The organism is Janthinobacterium sp. (genome assembly GCF_009923995.1).
GTDB lineage: Bacteria > Pseudomonadota > Gammaproteobacteria > Burkholderiales > Burkholderiaceae_D > Janthinobacterium.
In genome coordinates, this window is the sequence record NZ_RFSK01000075.1 from 1 (window position 1) to 24,667 (window position 24,667).

25 protein-coding genes are annotated in these 24,667 nt (G+C 66.2%); 4 read left to right on the forward strand and 21 right to left on the reverse strand.

The window, feature by feature from the left end; genetic code table 11:
* Positions 1–36: 36 nt before the first annotated feature.
* A complete protein-coding gene (zwf, locus tag EBS11_RS24930; RefSeq protein WP_290607563.1) occupies positions 37–1,509 on the reverse strand; it encodes a glucose-6-phosphate dehydrogenase in 1,473 nt (490 codons plus the stop codon).
* Positions 1,510–2,072: 563 nt separating this feature from the next.
* Here zwf and EBS11_RS24935 point away from each other — a divergent pair.
* The gene (locus EBS11_RS24935; RefSeq protein WP_290607565.1) at positions 2,073–3,026 is read left to right on the forward strand and encodes a chemotaxis protein; all 954 of its coding nucleotides are present in this window, start codon (positions 2,073–2,075) and stop codon (positions 3,024–3,026) included.
* An 88-nt stretch (positions 3,027–3,114) separates the two neighbouring features.
* Here EBS11_RS24935 and EBS11_RS24940 read toward each other — a convergent pair whose 3' ends face one another.
* On the reverse strand, positions 3,115–4,011 hold the full coding sequence (locus EBS11_RS24940) for an SMP-30/gluconolactonase/LRE family protein (RefSeq protein WP_290607567.1): 897 nt from the start codon (positions 4,009–4,011) through the stop codon (positions 3,115–3,117).
* Positions 4,012–4,021: 10 nt separating this feature from the next.
* Complete coding sequence (gene pgi / locus EBS11_RS24945) at positions 4,022–5,686, reverse strand: glucose-6-phosphate isomerase (RefSeq protein ID WP_290607569.1); 1,665 nt, start codon at positions 5,684–5,686, stop codon at positions 4,022–4,024.
* Positions 5,687–6,020: 334 nt separating this feature from the next.
* Between pgi and edd the strand changes: the two genes are divergently transcribed.
* The 3 genes from edd (at position 6,021) to EBS11_RS24960 (ending at position 9,189) form a co-directional block, all read left to right on the forward strand.
* Positions 6,021–7,934, forward strand: coding sequence for a phosphogluconate dehydratase (gene edd / locus EBS11_RS24950; protein WP_290607571.1), 1,914 nt, complete (start codon positions 6,021–6,023; stop codon positions 7,932–7,934).
* A gap of 3 nt (positions 7,935–7,937) precedes the next feature.
* Entirely contained in the window at positions 7,938–8,567 is a 630-nt protein-coding gene (gene eda / locus EBS11_RS24955; protein WP_290607573.1) for a bifunctional 4-hydroxy-2-oxoglutarate aldolase/2-dehydro-3-deoxy-phosphogluconate aldolase, read from the forward strand.
* Between the two features lie 100 nt (positions 8,568–8,667).
* Complete coding sequence (locus tag EBS11_RS24960) at positions 8,668–9,189, forward strand: Rhs element Vgr protein (RefSeq protein WP_290607575.1); 522 nt, start codon at positions 8,668–8,670, stop codon at positions 9,187–9,189.
* A gap of 8 nt (positions 9,190–9,197) precedes the next feature.
* Here the strand turns inward: EBS11_RS24960 and EBS11_RS24965 are convergent, their stop codons facing one another.
* The 18 genes from EBS11_RS24965 to EBS11_RS25050 form a co-directional block, all read right to left on the reverse strand.
* Entirely contained in the window at positions 9,198–10,205 is a 1,008-nt protein-coding gene (locus EBS11_RS24965) for a LytR C-terminal domain-containing protein (protein WP_290607577.1), read from the reverse strand.
* A gap of 13 nt (positions 10,206–10,218) precedes the next feature.
* Positions 10,219–11,166, reverse strand: a complete 948-nt coding sequence (locus EBS11_RS24970; protein ID WP_290607579.1) for a type II secretion system F family protein — start codon at positions 11,164–11,166, stop codon at positions 10,219–10,221.
* Positions 11,167–11,183: 17 nt separating this feature from the next.
* Positions 11,184–12,158: a type II secretion system F family protein gene (locus EBS11_RS24975; RefSeq protein ID WP_290607581.1), complete on the reverse strand. Its 975-nt coding sequence runs from the start codon at positions 12,156–12,158 to the stop codon at positions 11,184–11,186.
* A 10-nt stretch (positions 12,159–12,168) separates the two neighbouring features.
* Entirely contained in the window at positions 12,169–13,536 is a 1,368-nt protein-coding gene (locus tag EBS11_RS24980) for a CpaF family protein (protein WP_290607583.1), read from the reverse strand.
* A 24-nt stretch (positions 13,537–13,560) separates the two neighbouring features.
* Positions 13,561–14,712, reverse strand: coding sequence for an AAA family ATPase (locus tag EBS11_RS24985; RefSeq protein ID WP_290607584.1), 1,152 nt, complete (start codon positions 14,710–14,712; stop codon positions 13,561–13,563).
* Between the two features lie 22 nt (positions 14,713–14,734).
* Positions 14,735–15,253, reverse strand: coding sequence for a TadE/TadG family type IV pilus assembly protein (locus tag EBS11_RS24990; protein ID WP_290607585.1), 519 nt, complete (start codon positions 15,251–15,253; stop codon positions 14,735–14,737).
* A gap of 10 nt (positions 15,254–15,263) precedes the next feature.
* Positions 15,264–15,731: a TadE family protein gene (locus tag EBS11_RS24995; protein WP_290607586.1), complete on the reverse strand. Its 468-nt coding sequence runs from the start codon at positions 15,729–15,731 to the stop codon at positions 15,264–15,266.
* Positions 15,732–15,738: 7 nt separating this feature from the next.
* Positions 15,739–17,286 (reverse strand): TadE/TadG family type IV pilus assembly protein, encoded by a 1,548-nt coding sequence (locus tag EBS11_RS25000; protein ID WP_290607588.1) that lies wholly within the window; start codon positions 17,284–17,286, stop codon positions 15,739–15,741.
* Between the two features lie 45 nt (positions 17,287–17,331).
* A complete protein-coding gene (locus EBS11_RS25005; RefSeq protein WP_290607590.1) occupies positions 17,332–17,628 on the reverse strand; it encodes a pilus assembly protein in 297 nt (98 codons plus the stop codon).
* 9 nt (positions 17,629–17,637) lie between these two features.
* Positions 17,638–19,263, reverse strand: a complete 1,626-nt coding sequence (locus tag EBS11_RS25010) for a type II and III secretion system protein family protein (protein WP_290607592.1) — start codon at positions 19,261–19,263, stop codon at positions 17,638–17,640.
* A 22-nt stretch (positions 19,264–19,285) separates the two neighbouring features.
* Positions 19,286–20,134, reverse strand: a complete 849-nt coding sequence (gene cpaB / locus EBS11_RS25015; protein ID WP_290607594.1) for a Flp pilus assembly protein CpaB — start codon at positions 20,132–20,134, stop codon at positions 19,286–19,288.
* The gene (locus EBS11_RS25020; RefSeq protein ID WP_290607596.1) at positions 20,131–21,477 is read right to left on the reverse strand and encodes an ATP-binding protein; all 1,347 of its coding nucleotides are present in this window, start codon (positions 21,475–21,477) and stop codon (positions 20,131–20,133) included. The genes cpaB and EBS11_RS25020 overlap by 4 nt, the downstream gene beginning before the upstream one ends.
* A gap of 33 nt (positions 21,478–21,510) precedes the next feature.
* The gene (locus tag EBS11_RS25025) at positions 21,511–22,131 is read right to left on the reverse strand and encodes a methyltransferase (protein ID WP_290607598.1); all 621 of its coding nucleotides are present in this window, start codon (positions 22,129–22,131) and stop codon (positions 21,511–21,513) included.
* 40 nt (positions 22,132–22,171) lie between these two features.
* Positions 22,172–22,759 carry an A24 family peptidase gene (locus EBS11_RS25030; RefSeq protein WP_290607600.1) on the reverse strand — a complete coding sequence of 196 codons (588 nt, stop codon included), beginning with the start codon at positions 22,757–22,759 and terminating at the stop codon, positions 22,172–22,174.
* A complete protein-coding gene (locus EBS11_RS25035; RefSeq protein WP_290607602.1) occupies positions 22,756–23,826 on the reverse strand; it encodes a phosphatase PAP2 family protein in 1,071 nt (356 codons plus the stop codon). The genes EBS11_RS25030 and EBS11_RS25035 overlap by 4 nt, the downstream gene beginning before the upstream one ends.
* Positions 23,823–23,996 (reverse strand): Flp family type IVb pilin, encoded by a 174-nt coding sequence (locus EBS11_RS25040; protein WP_290607604.1) that lies wholly within the window; start codon positions 23,994–23,996, stop codon positions 23,823–23,825. Before EBS11_RS25040 ends, EBS11_RS25035 begins: the two co-directional genes overlap by 4 nt.
* A 95-nt stretch (positions 23,997–24,091) precedes the next feature.
* The gene (locus tag EBS11_RS25045) at positions 24,092–24,262 is read right to left on the reverse strand and encodes a Flp family type IVb pilin (RefSeq protein ID WP_290607606.1); all 171 of its coding nucleotides are present in this window, start codon (positions 24,260–24,262) and stop codon (positions 24,092–24,094) included.
* A gap of 83 nt (positions 24,263–24,345) precedes the next feature.
* A partial coding sequence (locus tag EBS11_RS25050; RefSeq protein WP_290607608.1) for a hypothetical protein occupies positions 24,346–24,667 on the reverse strand: 322 nt, incomplete at its 5' end.

The following is a 24,667-nucleotide window of genomic DNA, read 5'->3' on the forward strand; positions in this document are numbered from 1 at the left end:
CTGGCCTTGCAAGGCCAGACTCCTTGCGCTTCCAAACTAGTCTTCAGGAAGCGCCTCTTCACGCCACTGCAAGCCGTCGCGGCCGATCAGGGCGCTGGCCGCGGCCGGGCCCCAGGTGCCGGCCGTGTACGGAATCGGCGCGCTGTCGTTCTGTTCCCAGTTGTCGAGAATCGGCTCGACCCATTCCCAGGCCGCTTCCAGTTCGTCGCCGCGCATGAACAGGGTCAGCTGGCCGCGCAGGACGTCGAGCAGCAGGCGCTCGTAGGCATCCATGCGCGGCGTCTTGAACGATTCGCGGAAATCGAGTTCCAGTTCCGCCGGTTTCAGACGCATGCCGTCGCCCGGGGTTTTCGCCATCAGGTTCATGCGCAAGCCTTCGTCGGGCTGCAAACGGATCACCAGGCAGTTCGGCTGGAAGCTCGACGTCGGCTGGTTGAAGATCGAGTGCGGGATCTGCTTGAAGCGCACGACGATTTCGGCCAGGCTGTCGGCCATGCGCTTGCCCGTGCGCAGGTAGAACGGCACGCCGGCCCAGCGCCAGGTGTCGATTTCCGCCTTCAGGGCAACGAAGGTCTCGGTGCGCGAATGTTCGGGCGCGTCCGGCTCGTCGCGGTAGCTCGGCACGGTGGCGCCGTCCACGTGGCCGGCGCGGTACTGGCCGCGCACGATGTTTTGCGCCAGGGTGGTGGGCGTGAATTTCTTGAGCGAGCGCAGTACCTGCAGCTTTTCATCGCGCACGGCGTCCGGCGCGATCGAGGTGGGCGGTTCCATGGCGACGATGCACAGCAGTTGCAGCAAGTGGTTCTGCAGCATGTCGCGCAACGCGCCCGACGTGTCGTAGTAGCCCATGCGGTTGCCCACGCCCAGTTTCTCGGCGATGGTGATCTGCACGTCGGAAATCCATTCGCGGCGCCACAGGGGCTCGAACAGCACGTTGCCGAAGCGCAGGGCCAGCAGGTTCTGCACGGTCTCCTTGCCCAGGTAGTGGTCGATACGGTAGATCTGCGATTCCTGGAAGACCTTGCCCACTTCGGCATTGATCTGCTTGGCGCTGGCTAGGTCGCGGCCCAGCGGTTTTTCCAGCACCACGCGCGAGTTCGGCGTCACCAGGCCATTTTCTTCCAGGTTGTCGCAGATCAAGGCAAACAGGTGCGGCGGCGTCGCCAGGTAGTACACGCGCGTCAGGTCCGCGCCGTCGCGCAGCGCTTCGACGAGCGGGGCGTAGGTCGAGGCGTCGCTGGCGTTGAGCGACACGTACACGATGCGCGCGCAGAAGCGGCTCCACGTGGCGGCGTTCAGGGTGCTGGCCTTGATGTGCGGGCGCGAATTGCTTTCCACCATTTTCAGGAAGGCATCCTGGCCGCTGTCCTGGCGGCCGACGCAGATGATGCGCGCCGTCGGCGGCAAGTCGTTCGCGACGTCGCGCGCATACATGGCAGGCAGCAATTTGCGCATTGCTAAATCGCCGCTGCCGCCAAACAGGACCAGGTCAAAATCGGTAAGAGCCATAAGTGAGTGTCGTCGCAAAAGTAAAAGAGCCGGAGCGGGGAGGAGGCCGACCGGAAGTGCCAGTCTGTCGCTACTTGAAATCGTGGTGTAAATTTACTACGTAGAAGTGGCAATTGCAAGAAATTTTACTACATTCATGCCGCTTGCGTGGGGCTTTTGCCATGCCTGCCTGCCAGGCGATCTTGCGCAGCCATTATAAGCCCATCGCCGGCACGGGCGCGCGGGCATGATTTGCCGCCGGCGTTGCAAAGCAACCATGGTTGCAGGGGAAATTTTCCATGCTTTTCATCACGATTTGCGCTGTAGCAACAAGCAAGTCAAGAAATGCGGCCAGGATGGCCGTTGGCGGCGTAAAGTAGCTTTGTGGAAAGTAAAAAACCGTATAATTCAGACTCGAATCAATAGCAACTATTGGTTGTATGAACTCGCACGATCACACTGCTGCTCCGTTAGCGCCGGCCATGCCCCGAACCCGCCTCCCGACGCCCATGCGGCATGCAGTCAGCCTGGTCCGCACCGCGGATAGGCAGACTTAACTTTACAAGACGGCTCAAGGGGACACAATGAATTCAATGCAGCAAGATGTCGATGAACGCACCAGCCTGACAGGCAATAACAAATTCGAACTGTTCCTGTTCAAGCTGGGCACCAGCGATCATTCGACCAGCCGCGAACTGTTCGGCATCAATGTGTTCAAGGTACGGGAAATCATGGAAATGCCGGCCATCACGGCCGTAGCCGGTTCCCACCCCCACATGCTGGGCGTGGTGAATATCCGCGGCCAGATCGTGCCCGTGATCGACTTGCCGATGGCGGTCGGCTGCAAGAGCAATGGCTTGAAGATCTTGATGGTGACGGAATTTGCCCGCTCGACGCAGGCGTTTGCCGTGGAAGAGGTCGATGAAATCGTGCGCCTGGAATGGAACCAGGTGCTGTCGGCCGAATCGAGCGTCGGCGGCGGCCTCGTCACCAGCATCGCGCGCCTCGATGGCGACACGGACAAGACGCGCCTGGCGCAGGTGCTGGACGTGGAGCAGATCCTGCGCAACGTGCTGCCGTCGGGCGACCCGGATGTGGACGAGAACAGCATCGGCCCGCAGGTGCGCCTGCCGGCCGGCGCCGTGATCCTGGCGGCCGATGATTCCTCGCTGGCCCGTTCGCTGATCGAGAAGGGCCTGGACGCCATGGGCGTGCCCTTCATCATGACCAAGACGGGCAAGGAAGCATGGGAGCGCCTGCAAGCCATTTCCAGCCAGGCGGCCGCGGAAGGCAAGACGGCCAAGGACAAGGTGGCGCTCGTGCTGACGGACCTGGAAATGCCGGAAATGGATGGCTTTACCCTGACGCGCAACATCAAGAACGACGGCCGCTTCGCCACCATTCCCGTGGTGATCCACTCGTCCCTGACGGGGTCGACCAACGAAGACCATGTGAAGGGTGTGGGCGCCGACGGCTATGTGGCCAAGTTCGTGGCGGCGGAACTGGCCGAGACGATCCGCAAGGTGCTGGCCCGCTAGTCTGCGCGGCCGCCTGTGAAAAAGCGCCGGTACCCGCAAGGGTCCGGCGCTTTTTTCATGCGGCATTGAGGGGCTGACCCCGGTATTCTCAGGCCTGGTACGGTGTTTCCGGCTGGCCGGCCACGTCTACGCGCACGGACAGCACGTGGCCGCTCAAAGGGTAGTCGGCGATCTCGGCGGTTGACCTGTTGTGGCTGGCGCTGGTGATGTACAGGGTGCGCAGGTCGGGGCCGCCAAACGTCACCATGGTGGGGCAGCGCACGGGCACGGCGATTTCGCCCAGCAGGTGGCCGTCCGGGGCGAAGCGCAGGATCTTGCCGCCTTCAAACATGGCGGCCCAGTAATTGCCTTCGCTGTCGACGGCCGCGCCATCGGGGCGTCCACCGTAATCGGCTGCCTTCTTGTCCATGGAAAAACGCTGGAACGGTTGCGGTTCAGAAATGGCCCCCGTGGCCGCATCGAAGTCGAAGCGGTCGATGCGGTGCGTGGTGGTATCCGAGTGGTACATGGTGCGCTTGTCCGGGGAAAAGCCCAGGCCGTTCGACACCGTCATGCCGCCCGACCACACCTTGCGTACCTTGCCCTTTTCCAGCACGAACATTTCCGCCGCATCGGCGCTGCGCGGCTCGAAAATCGTGCCGACCCAGAAACGGCCGGCCGGATCGACCTTGCCATCGTTGAAGCGCGTGGTGGCCATGTCGAACGGCGCCGGGGCGATTTCCGCCAGGCTGCCCGTCTTCGTGTCGAGGTGGGCAAAGCCGCTGCGCAGGGCCACGATCAGCCCGCCGCCCGCGTTGATGGCCAGCGCCGACGGCTCCGTCGGCATGTCCCATTGCTCATGCCTGCCGCTGGCCGGGTGCAGCTTGTGCACGGCGCGTCCGTCGATATCGACCCAGTACAGGGCCGCTTCCTTGCCATGCCAGAGCGGGCATTCGCCCACCTGCATGGCTTTGTCGCTGACGACCTTGATTTCGTAAATATTCATCTATCTCTTTTCAGTAAGCCGCCTTGGCTGCGCGCGCCAGCGCGATCAAGCCATTGGTCGAGCTGTCGTGGTGGTCGGGACGGGCTTCGCCCGTCAGTTCGGCCTGGATCTTCTTCGCCAGCACCTTGCCCAGCTCCACGCCCCACTGGTCGAAACTGTTGACATTCCACAAGACGCCCTGCACGAAGGTCTTGTGCTCGTACAGCGCGATCAGGGCGCCCAGGGTGGTCGGGGTCAGCTGGTCCATCAGGATGGTGTTGCTGGGGCGGTTGCCGGGGAAAGTCTTGTGCGGCACGAGGGCTTCGATTTCGCTCTCCGGCAAGCCTTGCGCCTGCAGGTCCAGGCGCACTTCCTCGCCCGTCTTGCCCGTCATGAAGGCTTCCGACTGGGCAAAGCAGTTGGCCAGCAGGGCGTCGTGGTGGCCCGGCAAGTCGTGCGTGGCGCGCAGGGCGGCGATAAAGTCGATGGGCGTGATGTCCGTGCCCTGGTGCAGCAGCTGGAAGTACGCGTGCTGCGCATTCGTGCCGCAATCGCCCCAGATGACGGGGCCCGTGGGCACGTCGACGGGCACGCCATCCTTGGTAACGCGCTTGCCGTTGCTTTCCATGTCCAGCTGTTGCAGATAGGCGGCAAAGCGGCTCAGATCCTGGTGATACGGGGCAATGGAGACGGAGCCGCAGTCGAGGAACTGGCGGTTCCAGAAGCCCACCATGGCCAGCACCACCGGCATATTGTCTTCCAGCGGGGCCTGGCGGAAATGCTGGTCCATGGCATGCGCGCCGGCGAGGAAGTCGCTGAAGTATTCGAAGCCCACGGACAGGGCCACGGCCAGGCCGATCGAGGACCAGACGGAATAGCGGCCGCCGACCCAGTCCCAGAACGGGAACATATTGTCCGGCGAAATGCCGAAGTCGACGATGGCTTGCGTATTCGTCGAGACGGCCACAAAATGCTTGGCCAAGTCGGTTTCTTCGCCTTCGAGCAGGAACCAGGCGCGCGCCGTGTTGGCGTTGAGCATGGTTTCTGCGGTCACAAAGGTTTTCGACGCAACGATGAACAGGGTCGTTTCCGGATCGACTTTCGACAAGGTTGCTTCCATGTCATGGCCGTCGACGTTGGAGACGAAGTGCATTTCCAGGCCCGGGTTGGCATACGAGCGCAGGGCCAGGCAAGCCATTTTCGGGCCCAGGTCCGAGCCGCCGATGCCGATGTTGACGATGTCGCAAATGGGCTTGCCCGTGTAGCCGAGCCAGCTGCCGTTGCGCACCTTGTCCGTGAACGCCTTCACGCGCCGCAGCACATCTTGCACATCGGCATCGATATCCTGGCCGTCGACCACCAGCGGCGTGCCGCGCGGCGCGCGCAAGGCCGTATGCAGAACGGCGCGATGTTCGGTAAGATTGATTTTCTCGCCGGTGAACATGGCTTCGCGCTGCGCTTCCACGCCGCGTTCGCGGGCCAGGTCCATCAGCAGGGCCATGGCGGTGGCATCGACCCGGTTCTTCGAGTAATCGAGCAGCAGGCCGGCCGCATCGACCGTCATGCCGGCAAAGCGCGCCGGATCGGCCGCAAACAGCTGGCGCAAATGGACGTCGCGCAGGCTGGCGCTATGCGCCTGCAGGGACTGGAAACTGGCGGTGGCGGTGATGGCGGGAATCGGTGCTGGCTGGCGCATGGCGGTCGGCTTGGGTGCTTGTCTCGGTTGAAGGGAGCGCGGCGCGTTCGGTGTGGCGAACAGGCGTTCCGGCGTTGGTATGAGAATAATACAACAGAAAAACGTAATTTCACTACAGTTTGTGCAGATGCGGCGCATTTTCCGCGGTTTTTCAGCGCCGTATCCCGGCTGCGATAGAGAGACGGATCGTATGCCTTGAAGCAACATGCTGTTGTTTTGCCTTGGAAAGTCGCCGGGGAATGGATTATTTCTGCCGCCGGCCCCCGCAAGAGTGCTTCTGTGCCGGCATTTTGTAGTAAAATTTCACGAAATACTCATTTTTAAGGAAATTCATATGGCGCTGCATCCAGTAGTCGAATCCGTAACAGCGCGCATCATCGCGCGCAGCCGGCCATCGCGCGGCGCCTATCTGGCGCATCTGGATGCGGCCCGCATCCAGGGCGTGCAGCGCGGCGCCCTGTCGTGTACCAACCTGGCGCACGGTTTTGCCGCCTTTCCCGCCAACGACAAGCTGTCGCTGAAAGAGTACAAGAAGCCCTCCGTGGCCATCGTGTCCTCGTACAACGACATGCTGTCGGCGCACCAGCCGTTTGAAGGCTTTCCGCAGATCATCAAGCAAGCCGTGCGCGAAGTGGGCGCCGTCGCCCAGTTCGCCGGCGGCGTGCCTGCCATGTGCGATGGCGTGACGCAAGGCCAGCCGGGCATGGAGCTGTCGCTGTTCTCGCGCGACACCATCGCCATGTCGACGGCCGTGGCGCTGTCGCACAATATGTTCGACGCCGCCCTGTACCTGGGCGTGTGCGACAAGATCGTGCCGGGCCTCCTGATCGGCGCGCTGCACTTCGGCCACTTGCCCGCCGTCTTCGTGCCGGCCGGTCCGATGACGTCGGGCCTGTCGAACCAGGAAAAAGCCAAGGTGCGCCAGCTGTACGCGCAAGGCAAGGCCACGCGCGAAGATTTGCTCGAAGGCGAGTCGAAAGCCTACCACGGCGCGGGCACCTGTACCTTTTATGGTACGGCCAACAGCAACCAGATGCTGATGGAAGTGATGGGTCTGCACCTGCCGGGCGCCGCCTTCATCACGCCGAACACGCCGCTGCGCGATGCGCTCACCCGCGCTGCCGCCCAGCGCGCCGCCGCCATCACGGCGCAAAGCAGCAGCTACCTGCCGGTCGGTCACATTGTCGACGAGAAATGTATCGTCAACGCCGTCGTCGGCTTGCTGGCCACGGGCGGCTCCACCAACCACACCCTGCACCTGGTGGCGATCGCCAAGGCGGCCGGCATCGTCATCGACTGGAACGATTTCAACGAACTGTCGGCCATCGTGCCCATGCTCACGCGCATCTACCCGAACGGCGACGCCGACGTGAACCATTTCCACGCGGCCGGCGGCACGGGCTACCTGATCCGCGAACTGCTGGACGCGGGCCTGCTGCACGAGGACGTCAACACCATCCTGGGCCACGGCTTGCGCGCGCACTGCCAGGAACCGTTCCTGGGCGAAGACGGCAAGGTCTTCTGGAAAGATGCGCCGCTCGCCAGCGCCGATGACAACGTCTTGCGTTCCGCCGCGAACCCGTTCGCCCCGGACGGCGGCATGGTGCTGGTGGCGGGCAACCTGGGCCGCGCCGTCATGAAAGTGTCGGCCGTCAAGCCGCAGCACCGCACGGTGGAAGCGCCGGCGCTGGTGTTCAATTCGCAGGAAGATTTCATGGCCGCCTACAAGGCGGGAACGCTGGACCGCGACTTCGTCGCCGTGCTGCGCTTCCAGGGCCCGCGCGCCAACGGCATGCCGGAACTGCATGCGCTGACGCCGGCGCTGGCCAACCTGCAGGACGCGGGCCGCCACGTGGCGCTGGTCACGGATGGCCGCATGTCGGGCGCGTCGGGCAAGGTGCCGGCCGCCATCCACGTGTCGCCGGAAATCCTCGCCGGCGGCCCGCTGGGCCTCGTGCGCGACGGCGACATCATCCGCCTCGACGCCTTTACCGGCGTGCTGGAGGCGCTGGTGCCGGCCGACGTCTGGCACGCCCGCTCGCTGGTGCAGGCCGATTTGTCGCCGAACCACATCGGCATGGGCCGCGAGCTGTTCTCCATGTTCCGTTCCACCGTCAGCGCGGCGGAAGAGGGTGCCACCACCTTCGGCCTGCCGTCGCCGATTCCCACCACGGTTGCCTTGCACGATGCCGACAATGTCGGCGATACTGTGCCCGGTTCCGATGAAGACTTTTTGGCAAGGAAATAAGAGATGACCATGACACTACTGGAAATTATGCGCACTTCGAGCGTGATCCCCGTGATCGCGATCGACGACCCTGACCACGCCGTCCCGCTGGCGCGCGCGCTGGTGGCGGGCGGCATCCGCGTGCTGGAGGTAACGCTGCGCACGAAACACGGCCTGGAAGCGATCCGCGCCATGTCGGCAGTGCCGGGCGCCATCGTCGGCGTGGGCACGCTGACGCGTCCCGAGGAATTTGCCCAGGCGCGCGATGCGGGCGCCGTGTTCGGCGTCTCGCCAGGCCTGACCTCGGCCCTCGTGGCGGCGGCGAAAAGCAGCGGCCTGCCCCTGCTGCCGGGCGTGATGACGCCGGGCGAAGTGATGGCGGCGCGTGAAAACGGCTTCCAGCAGCTGAAACTGTTCCCGGCCGTGCCGGCGGGCGGCATCGGCATGCTCAACGCCATCTACGGCCCGCTGCCGGACGTGACGTTCTGCCCGACGGGCGGCATCTCGCAAGAGACGGCGTCGCAGTTCCTGGCGCTGAAGAACGTCGCCTGCGTGGGCGGTTCGTGGCTGACGCCGAAAGACGCGATCGCGGCCGGCAACTGGGACCGCATCACGGAAATCGCCAAGGCCGCCAGCGGCCTGCGCTCGGCTTAGTCGTTTGAGTCGTACCTGACATACGCTACTGTCAGGTACTTGCAGTTATAGTATTCGGCAAGCTTGCATGCTTGCCGCTGATTTCTTCCGACGGAGTGCCATGCGCGTCTTGCGCCGCCCCCTGACCATCGGCGAAACCGCCATGGCCCGCGGCGTCTTCCAGGACGCCGTCGACTACGCGCGCGTGCGCGTCGTGCGCGGCTCCTTTCTGCCGTTTGGCCTGCAGGACCAGAACACGGCCATGACGCCGCGCGGCAGCCTGCACTTCATGCCGGCCCAGTACCGCGACGATTTTTCCCGCGAAGGCAACGGCGGCAAGCTGTTCTTCATCCATGAAATGGTGCACGTGTGGCAGTACCAGCTCGGCTACAGCGTGCTGCTGCATGGCGCCCTGCTGGCCTTGCGCGGCGGCTATATCGCCCAGCGCGCCTACCGCTACGATGCGCAGGCGGGCGGTGTCCTGTCCGACTTCAACATGGAGCAGCAGGGCGACATCATCGCCCACTATTTCGGCGCCCGCCAGCTGGGCATTCCCGCCTATGTGGCGCAGCTGCCGCAGCTGCAGGACATCCTGCAGGGCTTCCTCCTCGATCCCGCCGACCGCAGCCTGCTGCCGCGCTGAGCGCGCCGCTAGGGCGCCGTGTTTGCCGCCACCAGGGGCGCCGGCGCGTGCAGGCTGGCCAGCGCATCCTTGCCCAGTAACAGACGCAGGTCGGCCCCCGCACCGATGCCGCTGTCTGCCGCCGCCTGCCGCTGTGGCAGGCCACCCAGCGCCAGGGCCAGCGTGGCGGCCGCCTCGGCATGGCCGGGACGGTAGACGATGCTGCTGGCCTGGATGCCGTATGGCCGCTGGTTGCCCAGGCGCAGCACGCTGATGCCCATGCCGCCCAGCATGCCGCGCATGCGTGCCGCCAGGCCCGTTTCGCCATTGCCGTTGATGACTTCCAGCCGCGGCAGGGACGCCGCCGGTTTCGCCGGGAGCGGCGCGGCCGCGGGCGCCGCCACGGGCGCATCGCGCCAGCTGAGGGCAAAGACATTCGGCTGCAATTGCGTCAGTTGCAAACGGCTGGCCGGCGCCGCTGGCGCGGGCGTGGGCGCCAGGTCGGGCGCGACGGCTGCCGTGGCCGCGTCGAGCGTGCCCACGCTGCGCGCCAGCGCCGCGATGGCCAGGTCCAGGTTGGCGCGCGCCGGCTGCTGGCCGTTGTCGAGCTGCAGCGACTGGCGCAGCACGCTGGCCGCCTGGGCGTAGTCGCCCTGCAGGTACAGCACGTAGCCGAGATTGTTGTAGGTCCTGGCCGTGGGCGCCTCCTGCGCCAGCGCCTGCAGCATGCCGCGCGCCGTTTCCAGCTGGCCCAGCTGGGCGTGCAGCACGGCGGCGCCATTGCGCGCATCGGACGAGGCCGGGTCGAGCAGCAGGGCGTCGCGGTAGGCGGCCAGCGCCGCGCGGGGATCGCCCAGCGCCTGCAGGCGCCGGCCCAGCTTGCAGTAGGCGGCAGCGCGGGTGGCGGCGCTGTCCTCGCCGCGCGCCTGCGGCGCGGCATCGCGGGGCGCCTGGCTGGCGGGGCCGGGCAGGTGGCCGCAGGCGGGCAGCAGGCCGGCGCAGGCCAGCATGAGCATCAGGGTGGTATGCGGGGACATGGCGTTGCTCCCATCAGCTGCCGCTGCCCATGCTGGGCAGGAGCACGCGGTAGATTTGCAGGAAGGCTGGCCCCATCAGGACGACCAGCAGCGAGGGAAAGATGAAGAAAATCAGCGGAAACAGCAGCTTCAGGGCGATCTTCGCCGCTTCTTCCTCGGCCCGCTGGCGGCGCTTGGTGCGCAGCTGGTCCGATTGCACGCGAAGGGAGGCGGCGATGCTGGTGCCGAAGCGCTCGGCCTGGATCAGCATGGCCACCAGCGCGTCGACATCCTCGACCCCCGTGCGCAGGGCCAGGTTGCGCAGCGCCCGCTCCTTGGTGTTGCCGGCGCGTAGTTCCAGTATCACCAGGTGCAGTTCCTCGGCCAGCACGGTGCTTTTCAGGGCGATCTCGGAGGCTACCCTGGCCAGGGCCGCATCCATGGCCAGGCCCGCCTCCACGCACACCGTCATCAGGTCCAGCGCATCGGGAAAGCTTTCGAAGATATCGCGCTGGCGCCGCTTGATCATTTGCTGCAGGACAAAGTTGGGCAGGTAGTAGCCGAGGGCGGCCACGGCCAGCAGCCAGAACAGCAGCGCCTTGCCGGCCATCTGATGGCCTGACGCGCTCAGCCCCAGGAACAGCAGCAGCGGCAGGCCGATGGCCAGCATGGTCTTGGCGGAAAAAAACAGGATGGGCGTGGAGGCCTGGCGCAGGCCGGCATTCATGAAGCGCCGGCGCATCACGGAGTTTTCCCAGCCCTGGTCGGGCAGCGACAGTTTGGCCAGCGGTCCAGTCAGGCGCACCATGCGCGCCAGCCAGGGATTCGGCGCCGCGGCGCCCGGCGACGGGCCGGTCTTGCCGGCGGCGCTGTCGATGCGCTGGCGCAGCGGGTCCGGCGAAAAGCTGCGCAGGGCGACCAGCGCCGTGCCGAACACGGCGATGAAGAGCAGGGCGAGAAAGGCGATATTCACGGGGTTCATGACAGTGCTCCTTGCGCTCAGACGCGGATGCGGATGATGTTACGCATGACAAAGACGCCGCAGACCATCAGCAGCAGGGCGCCGACGAGCATCTTGCGGCCGCCCGGGTCGACAAACAGCATTTCCAGGAACTGGGGATTGGTCAGTTGAATCATGGCGGCTGCGCCGAAGGGCAGCAGCGAGAGGATCCAGGCCGACAGCCTGCCTTCGGCCGACAGCACGCGCACCTGTCCCAGCAGCTTGATGCGTTCGCGGATGATGCGGCTGATGCTGTCGAGCAGCTCGGCCAGGTTGCCGCCCGTTTCCCGCTGGATCAGCACGGCGATGACGAAATAGCGCAGGTCCGTGCTGGGCACGCGCGTGGCCAGGTTCATCAGGGCATCCTGCATGGCGATGCCGAAATTGACTTCATCGAAGGTGGCGCGAAATTCCACGGCCAGCGGCGCATTCATTTCATCGCCGACCATTTTCAGGGCCGTGGGGAAGGCATGGCCGGCGCGCAGGGCACGCGCCATCAGGTCCAGCGCATCGGGCAATTGCTGCTCGATGCGCTGCAGGCGCTTGGCCTTGGCGCGCAGGACCACCAGCAGGGGCAGCAAGGCGGCGCCGGCCACCAGCGGCAGGCGCAGCGCCCACGGCACGCTGAAATAGCTGAGCAGCAGAAACGCGGCACCGGCGGTCGCCACCATCACGCCGGCGAAGCTGGCCACGCTCCAGGTCAGGCCCGACTGTTCCAGCAGGCGGTCGAGCGCATGCACGCGGGGCACGCTCAGCAGCAGCCGCTGCAGGGCCGGGGTGTCGCTCAGCAGGCGCTTCTTGATCATCGAGCTGCCCGTGTCGCCATGCGCGCCGGCCGACATGATGCGCAGGCGGCGCGCCACCCTTTCCGCTTCCGGGCCGCGCGAGCTGTTCCACACCAGGTACAGTCCCTCGATCAGCAGCACCACGGCGATGAAGGTAAGGATGGCGAAGACATAGTACAGATAGTCCATGATGTTCCCCTTAGTGGTACTGGCGGGCGGGATCGAACAGGGTTTCAGGCAGGTTGATGCCGAAGGCGCGCAGGCGCTCCAGGAAGCGCGGCCGCACGCCGCTGGCATGGAAGTGCCCCTGCACGCCGCCATCTTCGCCGATGCCCGTCTGGCGGAAGGTGAAGATTTCCTGCATGGTGATCATCTCGCCTTCCATGCCCGTGATTTCCTGGATCGAGGTGACCTTGCGCTTGCCGTCCGTCAGGCGCGATACCTGCACTACCACGCTGATGGCCGAACTGATCTGCTGGCGCATGGCCTTCACGGGCAGGGCCGCGGAAGCCATGCTGATCATGTTTTCCAGCCGCGTCAGCGCGTCGCGCGGCGTGTTGGCATGGATGGTGGCCATCGAGCCTTCGTGGCCCGTGTTCATGGCGCCCAGCATGTCGAGCGCCTCGGCGCCGCGCACCTCGCCCAGGATGATGCGGTCGGGGCGCATGCGCAGGGCATTGCGCACCAGCGCCCGCTGCGTCACTTCGCCCTTGCCTTCGATGTTGGGCGGGCGCGTTTCCAGGCGCACCACGTGCGGCTGCTGCATCTGCAGCTCGGCCGCATCCTCGATGGTGACGATGCGCTCGGCCGTGCTGATGAAGCCGGAAATCGCGTTGAGCATGGTGGTCTTGCCGCTGCCCGTGCCGCCCGAAATGAGGATGTTCATCTTGGCCTTGCCCAGCGCCTGCAGGATGGTGCTCATTTCCTCGGTCAGGCTGTGCTTGAGCATCAGGTCGGCCAGGCGCAGGGGCTGGGCCGAGAAGCGGCGGATCGACATCACGGGGCCGTCGATGGCCAGCGGCGGGATGATGGCGTTGACGCGCGAACCGTCCGGCAGGCGCGCATCGACCATGGGGCTCGATTCGTCGATGCGCCGGCCCACGCGCGAGACGATCTTGTCGATGATCTTCATCAGGTGCGCGTCGTCCGTGAAGCAGATGTCGCTCAGCTCCAGGCGGCCATGGCGCTCGACGTACACCTGGCGGTAGGTGTTGACGAGGATGTCGGACACGCTGGGGTCGGCCAGCAGCGGTTCGAGCGGGCCGAAGCCCAGCACTTCGTCCTGGATGTCGCGGATCAGCGAGCGCCGTTCCAGGTCGTTGATCACCACGTTGTCTTCCGTGAGCACGTCGCTGACGAGGATTTTCAGCTCGTCGCGGATCTGCTCGCGCGACAGGCGCTGCATGCCTTCGAGGTCGACGCGGTCGAGCAGCGCCTGGTGGGTGCGGTGCTTCAGTTGCTGGTAGCTCTGGCTGGCTGCGCCCTGGTGCGCGGCAGCGTCGTTCAGGCAGGCGTCATCCTGGGCGTAGCCCAGGCGGTCCCGCAGGGTGAGTTTTTCGGCAGTCATGGTCGGTCTCCGGTGATGGGGGGATCAGGCACGCGCCAGCAGCCGCGCCACCCAGCCTTGCGCGGCGGGCGGGGTTTCGCCGGCCAGGCTGGCGGCCAGCTCCTGCAGGGCGCGCGAGACGGGATTGTGCGGCGCCAGCTTGAGGATGGGCACGCCCTGGCTGACGGAGGCCGCCACCGCCTCGTAGTGGTTGGGGATGGACTTGTAGACATGCTTGCCGTAGGCCGATTCGAGGTCGGCCACGCGGATGCTGTCGCTGCTGGCAAAGCGGTTCAGGACCAGGCGGATCTTGTCTTCGCGGTAGCCCAGGCCGCGGAAGACGTCGAGCAGGCGCTTGCCGTCGCGTACGTACGGCAGGGTGGCCTGCAGCACGGGGAAGATCAGGTCGGCCCGGTCCAGCGCGCGCACGCTGACGGCATCGAGGCCGCGCCCCACGTCGAGCACGATGTAGTCGTACTGGCTGCGCGCCAGGGCCAGCAGGCGGTCGATGTGCTCGGCCTCGATGTCGGCCGCATGGGCGGGATCGTCGGCGGCGGCCAGCACGCTGTAGGCGGGCGTGACCTGGATCATGCTGGCGTTCAGCAGCGAGGCGTCGAGGCGCACGATCTGCTGCGACAGCTGCGACAGGGTGGTGGCCGGCTTGTGGTCCGAAACGAACAGGGCGGCGTCGCCGAACTGCAGGTTCAGGTCGAGCAGCGCCACCTTGCGCTGTTCGCCGGCGGCCAGCGCGTAGCCGAGGTTGGCGGCGATGAAGGTGGCGCCGCTGCCGCCCTTGCACGAGACGAAGGCCAGCACCTGGCCCTTGCGCGTCACCTGCTTCTGCAGCTTGTCCTCGATGCGGCGCAGCGCCGCGCACAGCGCCCCGTCGTCGTCGGGCGGCAGCACTTCGCGCACGCCGGCGCGCATCGAGCGCAGCAGGAATTGCGGGCTTTGCTGCGGACTTTGCACGATGATGGCCAGGCTCGGATGGCGCCCGCCCAGCAGCTCCAGCCGGTCCAGCTCTTCCTCGCCGATGTGCTCCTGCTCCAGCAGCAGCAGGTCCGGCGTGGCGCCGCTGTCGAACAGGTCCGGCGTGCTGGCCAGCAGCGAGACGCGGTCGGCCGCGCTGCGTTCGCGCAGCAAACGGGTGAGTCGCTTGAGCTGGGCTTCATTCTTCGAAACGATGACGATGTTCACTTGGTACTCCCCGTAATGGCGTTCAGTTGATCTGGAAGCCCAGGCTCTCGGCGTGCATCACCACGACCGAGGAGGGCAGGGCGATATTGAGAAAGCCGAACAGGCTGACCATCGGCGTGTAGCTGACGTTGTCGATCGAGACGCGCACGCTGTCGATGCAGCTGGCCGTGCGCGTGTTGTCGCCGCAGGCCGACAGGTTGTCGCCGGGGTCGGTCGGCGGCAGCGTCACGACGGCGCCGCTCTTGTTCAGGTAGCTGATGGTGATATTGGCCGCCGTGACTTCCGGCGCGGCCGGCAGGGCCGTGCCGCCGAACAGGGCCAGCGTCTTGACGGCGTCCGTCTGGTCGATCCAGCGCACCACCGCTTCGCGCGCGGCGCGGCGGCTCACTTCCTGCACCGTGTTGTACAGGAACAGCAGGCGGCCGAATTCCAGGATGCCCAGCAGCAGGGTGAAGAACAGCAGCGCCACCAGGGCAAATTCGACGGCCGCGGCGCCGCGCTGGCGGCCGGCGCGGTTGGCGGGTGAGAGGCGGTGGCGCATGGCGTTCTCCTTACAGCATGTAGCGCATGGTGGTGCGCGGCGCCAGCGGCGTGGCGTAGCTGCTGGCCGCGCCGATCACGAAGGGCAGGTACTGGCCCACGGACAGCGTGTAGTTGACGACTTCGACGCGGATGCCGCCGGGCGCCGTGCCATCGGTGCAGCTGCTGTCGTTGAAGCTGGCGTCCAGGCAGGTGACGGTCACGTTGGCCGTGGTGAGGTCGCTGATGCCGGCGCTGGTGGCGGCATTGACCACCGTCTGCTTGGCCGCCGGCACGCCCTGCGAGGCGATGCTGGCCTTGGCGCTGACGGACATGTTGCGCGCCGCGTCGCGCGTGGCCTTGGTCAGCGCGTCGTAGTACCAGAAGGCGCGGCCGAAGCCGAAGATGCCGGCCAGCAGGGTCACCAGCAGGGCCAGCACGATGCCGAATTCGACGGCGGCGCTGCCGCGCTGCCTGGGATGGGAAGGATGGATGCGCATGGCCGCCTCACTTGTAGAGCTTGATTTCGGAATTCGGCACGGGCTCGATCAGCCCCGCGAACTCGACGTCCAGGCGCGCGCTGCCGCTGAAATCGGCCTTCGTCGTCATGAAGAATTTGCCGATGCCGACGGCCGTCATGGCGCCGCACGAGGCCGGACCCACGGGCGCCGTGCGGCAGTCGACCAGCACCACGTTCAGGATGCGGCGGTTGCGCTGGCCCGGATGCCCCGCCGACGGCGCCAGGAACGTGGGGCCGCTGCTCTGGTTGTAGGGCGAGGGGGGCGTGCCGGCGGGGAAGCTGGCGCCGGCGCTGGTCGGATAGCTGGCCGTGTCGAAGTAGTTCACCTTGGTCGTGTTGTACATGGGATTGGCATTGGCATCCGTGACGCTGTAGGCCGTGCCGGCCGCGGCGGGCGTGGCGCCGTTGCTTTGGTAGGCGGGGCCGTAGGACCACAGCACGCCGTAGCCGGCAAACTGGGCCTGGGCCGCCGTCACGGGCGTGCTGTAGGTCGGCGGCAGGCGGTAGTTCGGCTTGTTGCCGGCCAGGCTGACGGACTGCTGGCTGGGCAGGGTGCTGGCGCCCGGCTGCATCCAGCCGGTGGGCGGCGAGTTGGCGGCGCTGGCGGTGCACGGCGACGAGCCGCCCACGCAGGGATATTCCTTGATGTTGACGTCGGGCGGCGCGGCCGTCGGGTCGCACACGGATGGCCCGCCGTAGACGTCGAAGCGCGAGTTGAGGGCGGCCGAGATCTTGCCGGCGCTCAGGCCCGTGTTCGTGTAGACCTGGCCCGAGCCGCTGGTGATGACGGCGCTGCTGCCCGTGCACATGAACGGCGCCGTCGAGTTGGCGCTCGAATGCGAAGGGTCGCAGGCGCCGGGCGGGGCATCGACGGGGTTGATCAGGTAGGGGTCGGACGAGCCGCCCAGCGGATTGAGGCCGAACAGGTTGTAGGTGACGCCGCGGCGGAAGCCGAATTCCAGCAGCTCCGTCAGGCCCGTGCCGGCCGGCGCGGCGGGATACGTGTACTGCGCCGTCCTGTTGGCCGGATCGACGGCGCACACGCCGATCGGCGTGACGTCGTTGACGAAGCGGCCCGCCACCGCCACGCCCGAGGTGCTGGTGCTGGCGATGCCGGCGATGCCCATCAGGTAAGTGGCGAAGGTCTTGCTGCCCGTGTCGACCTGGATGAAGGTCATGCCCTGCGGACTGGTGCGGGCGGTGGCGCCGGATGACCAGGGGCCGTTCGGGCTGGGGCCGAAGCTGATGTTGGCAGCCGTGATGGTCAAGGTGGTGGAAAAGTCGTAGCGGTTCTTCTGCGCGATGGCGATGGCCTTCGTCTGCGCATTGTCGATGCCCGTCGCGCTTTGATTGAGTTCCACGGCACCGGCCAGGGCGGCGCTGTCGGCGCCGTTCTGCAGCTCGGCCTTGGCGATGTACAGGTGGCCCAGGTCGAGCACCAGGCCGCCCATGGCAAACAGGACCACCAGGGTCAGTCCCAGCACGATGGCGATCGCGCCCTGCTGCTTGTCGTGCCTGCGAAATGCGGTATGCATATGCTTCTCCTGGTGGTCTGGGGGAGGTCGCCGCGTGGCGGGCGCCTACTGGCGCGCGCCGACCCCGATGGTGAAGACGTTGGTCTGCGGTTCCGGCGTGCTGAACGATTTCTGGTAGCGCTGGTAGGCGCTGGCACCGGCCTTGCCATCCATGCCGCTGACGGGGTCCATATTGCGGTAGGCATCCGGATACATGATCTGCTGCGCCTTGAGCAGGGCCACCGATTCGCCGAAATGCGAATCGAGCACGGGCGTGGTGGTGGCGGCGCAGCCGGCCAGCAGGGACAGCAGTGACAGCAGTGACAGCAGCGTGGCGCAAGGCAGGCAGTGGGCGGTTTTCATGGTGTTCTCCTATTTGAGGTCGAAGCCGGCGGCGGGCTGGGCAGCGGCTGCCTGCGGCTGCATGGGGGCGGCTGCTGCCGGCGCCGGTGCGGGTGCTGGCGCTGGTGCGCTGCCTTCCATTTTTCCCTGCATGAACATGTCGCCGCGCGTGGGCTGGATGTAGTCGTCGGTGGGCAGCTTGTAGTCGGCCGGCAGGGGCTTGACCAGGTGCGGCGTGATGATGAAGACCAGTTCGGTCCGGTCCGTCTGGAAGTCCGTGCTGCGGAACAGGGCGCCCAGTACGGGCACTTCGCCCAGGCCCGGCAGGGCCTTGATATTGCTCGTCACATTGTTCTTGATCAAGCCGCCGATGGCGAAGCTCTGGCCGTCGAACAGCTGCACCGTGGTGGTGGCGCGGCGCGTCGTGAAGGACGGCAGGATGGCCGTCGTCGACACGCCGGTGGCGGTGATGCCGATGCCGTCCTTGTTCAGGTCGGACACTTCCGGCGCCACCTTCAGGTTGATGCGTCCGCCGTCGAGCACGGTGGGCGTGAATTTCACGGCCACGCCGAATTCCTTTTCTTCCAGGGTGATGGTGGGCACGCCGCCGTTGTTGGTCTGGCTGACGGGGATGAAGATCTTGCCGCCGGCCAGGAAGCTCGCCTCCTGGCCGCTGATGGCCATGATGTTCGGCTCGGCCAGCACCTTGATCAGGCCATCGCGTTTCTGCGCGTCGAGGTTGAAGAAGTTGTTCTTGCTGGCGCCGCTCAAGCCGCTGGGATTGTTGCTAAGCAGGCTGGACAGCAGCGAATACGACCAGCTGCCGATGGTCTTGTTGATGCCCAGGCTGGCCCCGAGCTGGTCGACGAGCACCTTCGACACTTCGGCCACCTTCACTTCCAGCATCACCTGCTGCGGCGCGGCGATCGACAGCAGGTTGATCACGCGCGGCATGGCGGCATCGGGCGTGGCGGCGGGCGCCGCAGGGGCCGCGCCGGCGGCCGGGGCTGCGCTGGCGCCGGCACCGGCGGTGGAGCTGCTGCGCGCGCTGCGCTGCACATAGGCGTTGGCCAGCGACAGCGCCTGGTCGGCCTTGACGGCGTCGCTGACCACGCCCGACAGGATCAGGGTGTCGCCCGCCACGGTGATGTGGATATTCTTTTCGTTCGGCAGCAATTCGTTCATGCGCGTCTGCAGGCTGCTGCTGTCGATGCCGACGGCCAGGTCGACGATGGTGGCATCGTTGTTCTTGTTCCACAGGATCAGGTTGGTGGTGCCGACGGAGCGTCCCAGCAGGTACACCTCGCTGGGGTTGAGCAGGATGACGTCGGCGATGCGCGGATCGCCGACGGACATGCGGCTGGCGGCAAACGGCAGGCGCATCAGGGTCGACTTGCCTTCGGCTAGGCTCATTTGCGGCGCCATCTCGGTGCGGCCGGCGCGCGATTCGCTTTGCGGCGGCGTGGCCCTGGGGCGGGCCGTCGCGCGGCTGCTCCTGGCGGCACCCGCGTCGGCCGTAACGGCGGCGGTGGTGGTGGCGACGGCGGTAGCGGCGACGGGTTCGCCGCGCGCCTGGGGCGCCAGGGCGCCGATCATGGCGAGGGCAAGCGCCAGGCTGAGTACCCGGCTTCCGCTTGCTGTGCAATATGTGCTCATGGCGTGACTCCTCTGGTGCAGGTTAGAATTGTTGGGAGCTGCGTTCCAGCCCCTTGATCACATCGACGCGGGGACCGGCCTGCGGCGCAGGCGCCGCGGCAGGACGGCGGTGCGGCACGGGTTTGGCCTGCACCATGGCGGCAGGGGCGGCGATGGCGACCTTTTCATCGAGCAGGCTCGATTTGGTGGCGCCGTCCGTGTTGACGGGCTTGTCCTCGACCTGGTTGCGCAGCACCAGCGACAGGGTGCCCACGCTGCGCGCCAGGTCGAGTTTTTCCGCCTGCTCGGGCGTCAGCTCCAGGGTCACCGCATTGACCACCTTGGGCTTGGTGTCGTCGCGGTTCGATTCCTGGGCGATGGCCAGCACGAGGATGCGTTCGAGGACGATCTTGGAAATGTTCGGGTCGCGGTCCGGCGTCTTGCGGGCGCCCTCGCCCTGGGTGTTTACGAGGATGTCGACGAAGTTGCCGGGCAGGGCGAAGCCGGCCACGCCCACCACGTCGTTGACGCGCACGGTCATGGCGCGCTTGCCCTCGGCGACGACGGCCGACAGGCCGCCCTGGGTGCCCGGCGGCGCCAGCTTGCCTTCCATGATCGGTTCGCCGTGCTGGATGCTGGTGCGCGTGACGCGCGTGTCGAGCAGCTTGGGATCGTTGATGGCGCCCGGCGGCAGGGCGTTCGACGGCCAGTCCACCATGCGCACCATGTCGGGCGTGATGCGCGCGCCCAGGCTGATGTCGATCTGGGCCACGGCAACCTTGTTGATGTTGCCCGAAGCCTGGGCATTGATCCAGCGCGCGGCCACGATGACCGCGGCGAACGCCAGGATGACCGCAATGGCCATCATCGTCAGAGCGCGTGCGTTTCTCATTTTGCTTCCCCTTTGTGCTGGACCGCTGCCGGTCCGGTAAGTGTGCTTGCCAGCTTGTCATCGCTGCCGAAATAGTTTTCCCATGCCCAGAACAGCACTTCCGGCGACAGCCGTGCCGGGTGGTCTTCATAGCGCGCCTGGTCGCAGACCTGCGCCAGGATGTCGCGCGGATAGCAGGCCAGCAGGGGGCGCCCGTACTGGCTGTGCAGATGCAGCAGGTAGGTGTACGAGGCTTCGTCGAAGTTGATGCCCAGCTGGGCGCAGGTGCTGCGGAACACGGCCAGGTAGTGGTAGGCGCTCAGGGGCCCCACGTGGATCTTGTAGCCGATGCGGCGCAGGAAGGAATCGTCGGCCAGCTCCTGCGGCGCCAGGTTCGAGGAAAAGACGACGATGACGTCGAAGGGCACGGGGAATTTGTAGCCCGTGTGCAGGGACAGGTAATCGACGTGGCGCGCCATCGGCACGATCCAGCGGTTCATCAGTTCCACGGGCGAGCAGCGCTGGCGGCCCAGGTCGTCGATGATGAAGATGCCGTTGTTGGCCTTCAGGTGCGGCGGCGCCTGGTACAGCCGCGCGCCCTGGTCGAACTGCAGGTCCAGCATGTCGAGCGTCAGTTCGCCGCCCGTCAGCACGGCGGGGCGCTGCGCGCGCACCCAGCGCGGGTCCGACGGCAGGGAAGCGCTGCCCGACAGGGTATGCAGCATGGGGTCGAGGAAGGGCAGCACTTCGCCGTCGACCATCACGGCATGGGGCAGGGCGATGGAACCGCTGAGCAGGCCGTTGAGGCGCTCGGCCAGGTAGCTCTTGCCGCTGCCGGCGGGGCCGTGGAAGAACAGGGCGCGCCCGGAATTCATGGCCGCGCCCAGCTGGTCGAGCACGGCCGAGCTGGCGACCACGTGGCGGAATTCGCGCAGCACGTCGTCGCGCGTCACCTGCATGTGCGCCACGCTTTGTGCCAGCACCTGGTTGCTGTAGTCGGCCAGGGTGACGGGGGCGGGGCCGCTGTAGGCATTGCGGCGCAGGTATTCGGCGGCGCGCAGGCGTCCCTGGTCGCCCAGCTGGTAATACAGGTCGGCGTCGGTGCCGCTGCTGCCGTTGCGGCGCGCTTCACACAGTTTTTCCGCACGCATGAAGGCGAGCAGCGGTTCGAGCACGCCGGCGCCCAGCTTGACGTGGGTCGACAGTGCGGGCAGGCCGATCTGGCCGCGCAGGAAGAGGATCTTCACCAGCAGCTCGACGAGGAACAGGAAGGGCAGTCCCGTTTCTTCGACCGTGCGCGGCGCGCGCTTGGCCGCCGGTTCGACGCCGCCGCCGTCGCTGCGTTCTGGATAGGTATCAGGCATGATGGGTGCTCCTCTTGCTCGGATGGCCGGGAATCAGAAGATGAAGGGCAGCAGGCGGTACTTCACCTGGCGCATGTAGACGCGGTAGCGCACGTCGGTGGACAGGAAGCGCTCCTCGCGCAGCAGGCGCGCCACCAGCATGGAGATCGTCGCGACGTAGGCCACGGTATTGGCGGGCGAGGTATTGGCCAGCAGGTAGCCGCTCAGCGAGATCAGGTAGCTGGCGTACAGGGGATGGCGCACCATGCGGTAGACGCCGCCCGTCTTGATGTCGCGCTGCGCCGCCACCAGGCCGAAGCTGCGGTTCAGCGACAGCAGGCCGGCGATCTGCAGCAGGCTGCCGACGGCCAGCAGGTAGCGCGCGCCGGGCCAGATGGCCATGTCGGACGGGGCGAAGAAGAACGGGGCGAAGGTGGCGCCGATGGCCAGCAGCCAGTCGCCCGCATCGGTGGAGACGCTGACGGGGGCCGAGCGCACGATGAAGAACAGGGCCGCCAGGGTTTCGGCCGCGCAGAACAGCAGATAGCTCCAGTCGCCGCTGTGCAGGTAGCCCACCACGTGGGCGCTGGCAAAGACGGTCCACAGGCCGGCCATGGTGATGCTGGTGAGCAGGCTGGCGCGGCGGGAGTGGCAGAGGGTGGCGATGGTATCCATGGTCATGTCCTGTCGTGGTGGGTGGCTGGAGCGGCGCGTTTCAGCGCAAGCTCCACAGATGGGTGTAATGCAGGAAGACCTGCAGCAAGGTACCGCTGGCAATGGCAAAGGCGTAGGCCAGCTTGCCGGTGGCCGGCGGCGGCTCGGCGATGGTGGCGGCGCCACCGGCCAGGCTGTGCAGCAGGGCGCCCAGTATCATGTGATAGGTGTTCTTCAGCACCTGACGCAGGCGCTGCCCGGCCAGCGCGGCGGCCAGGGCCAGCACGCCGCCGGCCAGGAAGGTCAGCAGGGCCGCTTCCAGCACGGCGTCCGGCCCCAGGAAGGCGCCGCACATGGCCATCAGCTTGACGTCGCCGGCTCCCAGGCTGCGCAGCAGGTACATGGGCAGCAGCAGGGCCAGTCCGGCGCTGGCGCCGGCCAGCGCCTGCGGCAGGCCCAGGCCGCCGAACGGGGTGTCGAACAGGCCGGCGCCGGACGGCACGAAGCTGTTCAGGGCCAGCCCGATCAAGGTCCCCCACAGCACCAGCTGGTTGGGGATGCGGCGCGTGCGCAGGTCGTGCCACAGCGCGGCGGCCAGCAGGGCTGCCAGCATGGCCAGGCACAGCAGCATGGACAGGGGAGCCTTCATGATGCCACTCCTCCCTTGCTCATGCAGGGCACGGGCGCCAAGGCAGCAACGGGAGCCGCCGCCTCGCGGCCCAGCATGCGCCCCACGAGGCGCCACACCAGCACCGCGCCGGCCGCGCCCACATAGCCGTCCACGGCGTAGTGCCAGCCCAGGTGAATGGAGCCGAGCATGATCAGCACGGCGAAGATGGACAGGGCGGTCCCGGCGGCACGGCTGACTCTCCAGCCCATCATGGCCATCAGCACGGCCGTGGCCACATGCATGCTGGGCATGGCGGAAATGCCCAGTTCGCCGTTCACGCCCTTGCTTTGGTAGCCTTGCCACAGCATGTCCTGCACCTGCAGGGCCCAGACGGGGATGTGCTGGTTGGCTTCATGCAGGTAGGCCATCAGCGGCGCATACGGGTCGCTGGCGTGCAGATGGCCGTAGTAGCAGGGGCCGACCGAGGCGAACAGCACGGCCAGGACGCTGCCCAGCGCGATCCACGTCAGTGCAAAGCTGAGCAGGAACTGCATGCGCAGCAGGGGGCGGCGCGTGTCGAGGATGAGCCAGTACAGGATGGCGTAGAACAGGAAAAACCAGAAGTGGTAGGAAAAGTTCAGCAGGGCCGTCACCAGCGGATGGCCCAGCAGCGGCTGCAGCCTTTCCCACGGTGCCATGCCGCCATGCAGGGCCATGTCCCAGGACGACAGGGTGGCATCCCAGGTATAGGGGTGCAGGCGCGGGATGGCGGCCTTGAAGACGGTAAAGCTGGAGGCGAAGATGGGGATCAGCAGCATGGCCGGCAGCGCGTGCAGCAGGCGTTCGTTGCTCAGGTAGCGGCGCAGGTCGAGGTACAGGTAGTGGCACAGGCGGTGCGGGCGTTTCATCACCATGACATGGATGGTGTAGCCGCACAGGATGAAGACGGGACCCGTGAGGATGGCCACGAGAAAGCCGGCCAGCACGTTGAGGATGTCCGAAGGGCTGGGCAGGCTGCCGGCCAGCAGGGTGGCTGCGGCGGCGTACAGCAGCACGATCAGCAGCAGGACGCGGTGGGTGCGCAGCGAGGCGCGCAGGGTGTTCATGACAGGGCAAGGACCACTTGGTCCTTGACGTAGACAAACAGCTGCTTGACCTGGTCGCCGAGCAGGGTGATCGTGAGCACCAGCACTGCCGCTATCAGGCCCGCCAGCAGCGCGTATTCGATCGCTGTGACGGCCGATTCGTCGGATAAACGGGCGAAGAAAGATTTCACGATGGGCCTCGCTCTGCATCTTCAAGGTGGACGTGCCGGGAAATGCGGTAAAACGTTGTCCGGGCCGGCGCAGGGCCGGTCCGGACGGCGCTGCATCAATTTGCGGCGGTGAGTTTGGTGCCGATGGTGCTGAAGGTCTTTTTCAGCTGGGTACCGACGATGGTGACGGCTGCGATGATCACGACGGCAATCAGGGCAGCGATCAGGCCGTACTCGATTGCAGTAACGCCATCTTCTTCACGGATAAAGTTTTTGATGAGTTTCATGACAACTCCTAGCGGTGGTTAAGGTACAGCGGTGGGTAAAACGACATGACAATCTTGCTTGCTGCTGCTTCGGGCCGGCTGCCTCATGGGCTTTCCCCCAGAGCCAGCAAGCCGATGATGCACACCACGGCCATGAGCGCCGCCACCAGTGCATAGCGGTAGAACGCGGCTTTCTCCTTGCCCTGCAGATAGGTGATCAGGGCCGTCGGAAGAATCTTGTCAAAGCGCATGCTGTGCTCCGTGTCGTGGTGGGCCGCGGCGGTAATCTGCACTCCGGTAACACCACTATAGAAGTCGGCAGCTTGATCTACATCAGAAGAACATCCTTTTGTTGCAAGGAGGAACTGCTTGTTTTTTTCGTGACAATTGTCATGGTTGAGCTCGACGCACGGGGGCGGCGGCCAT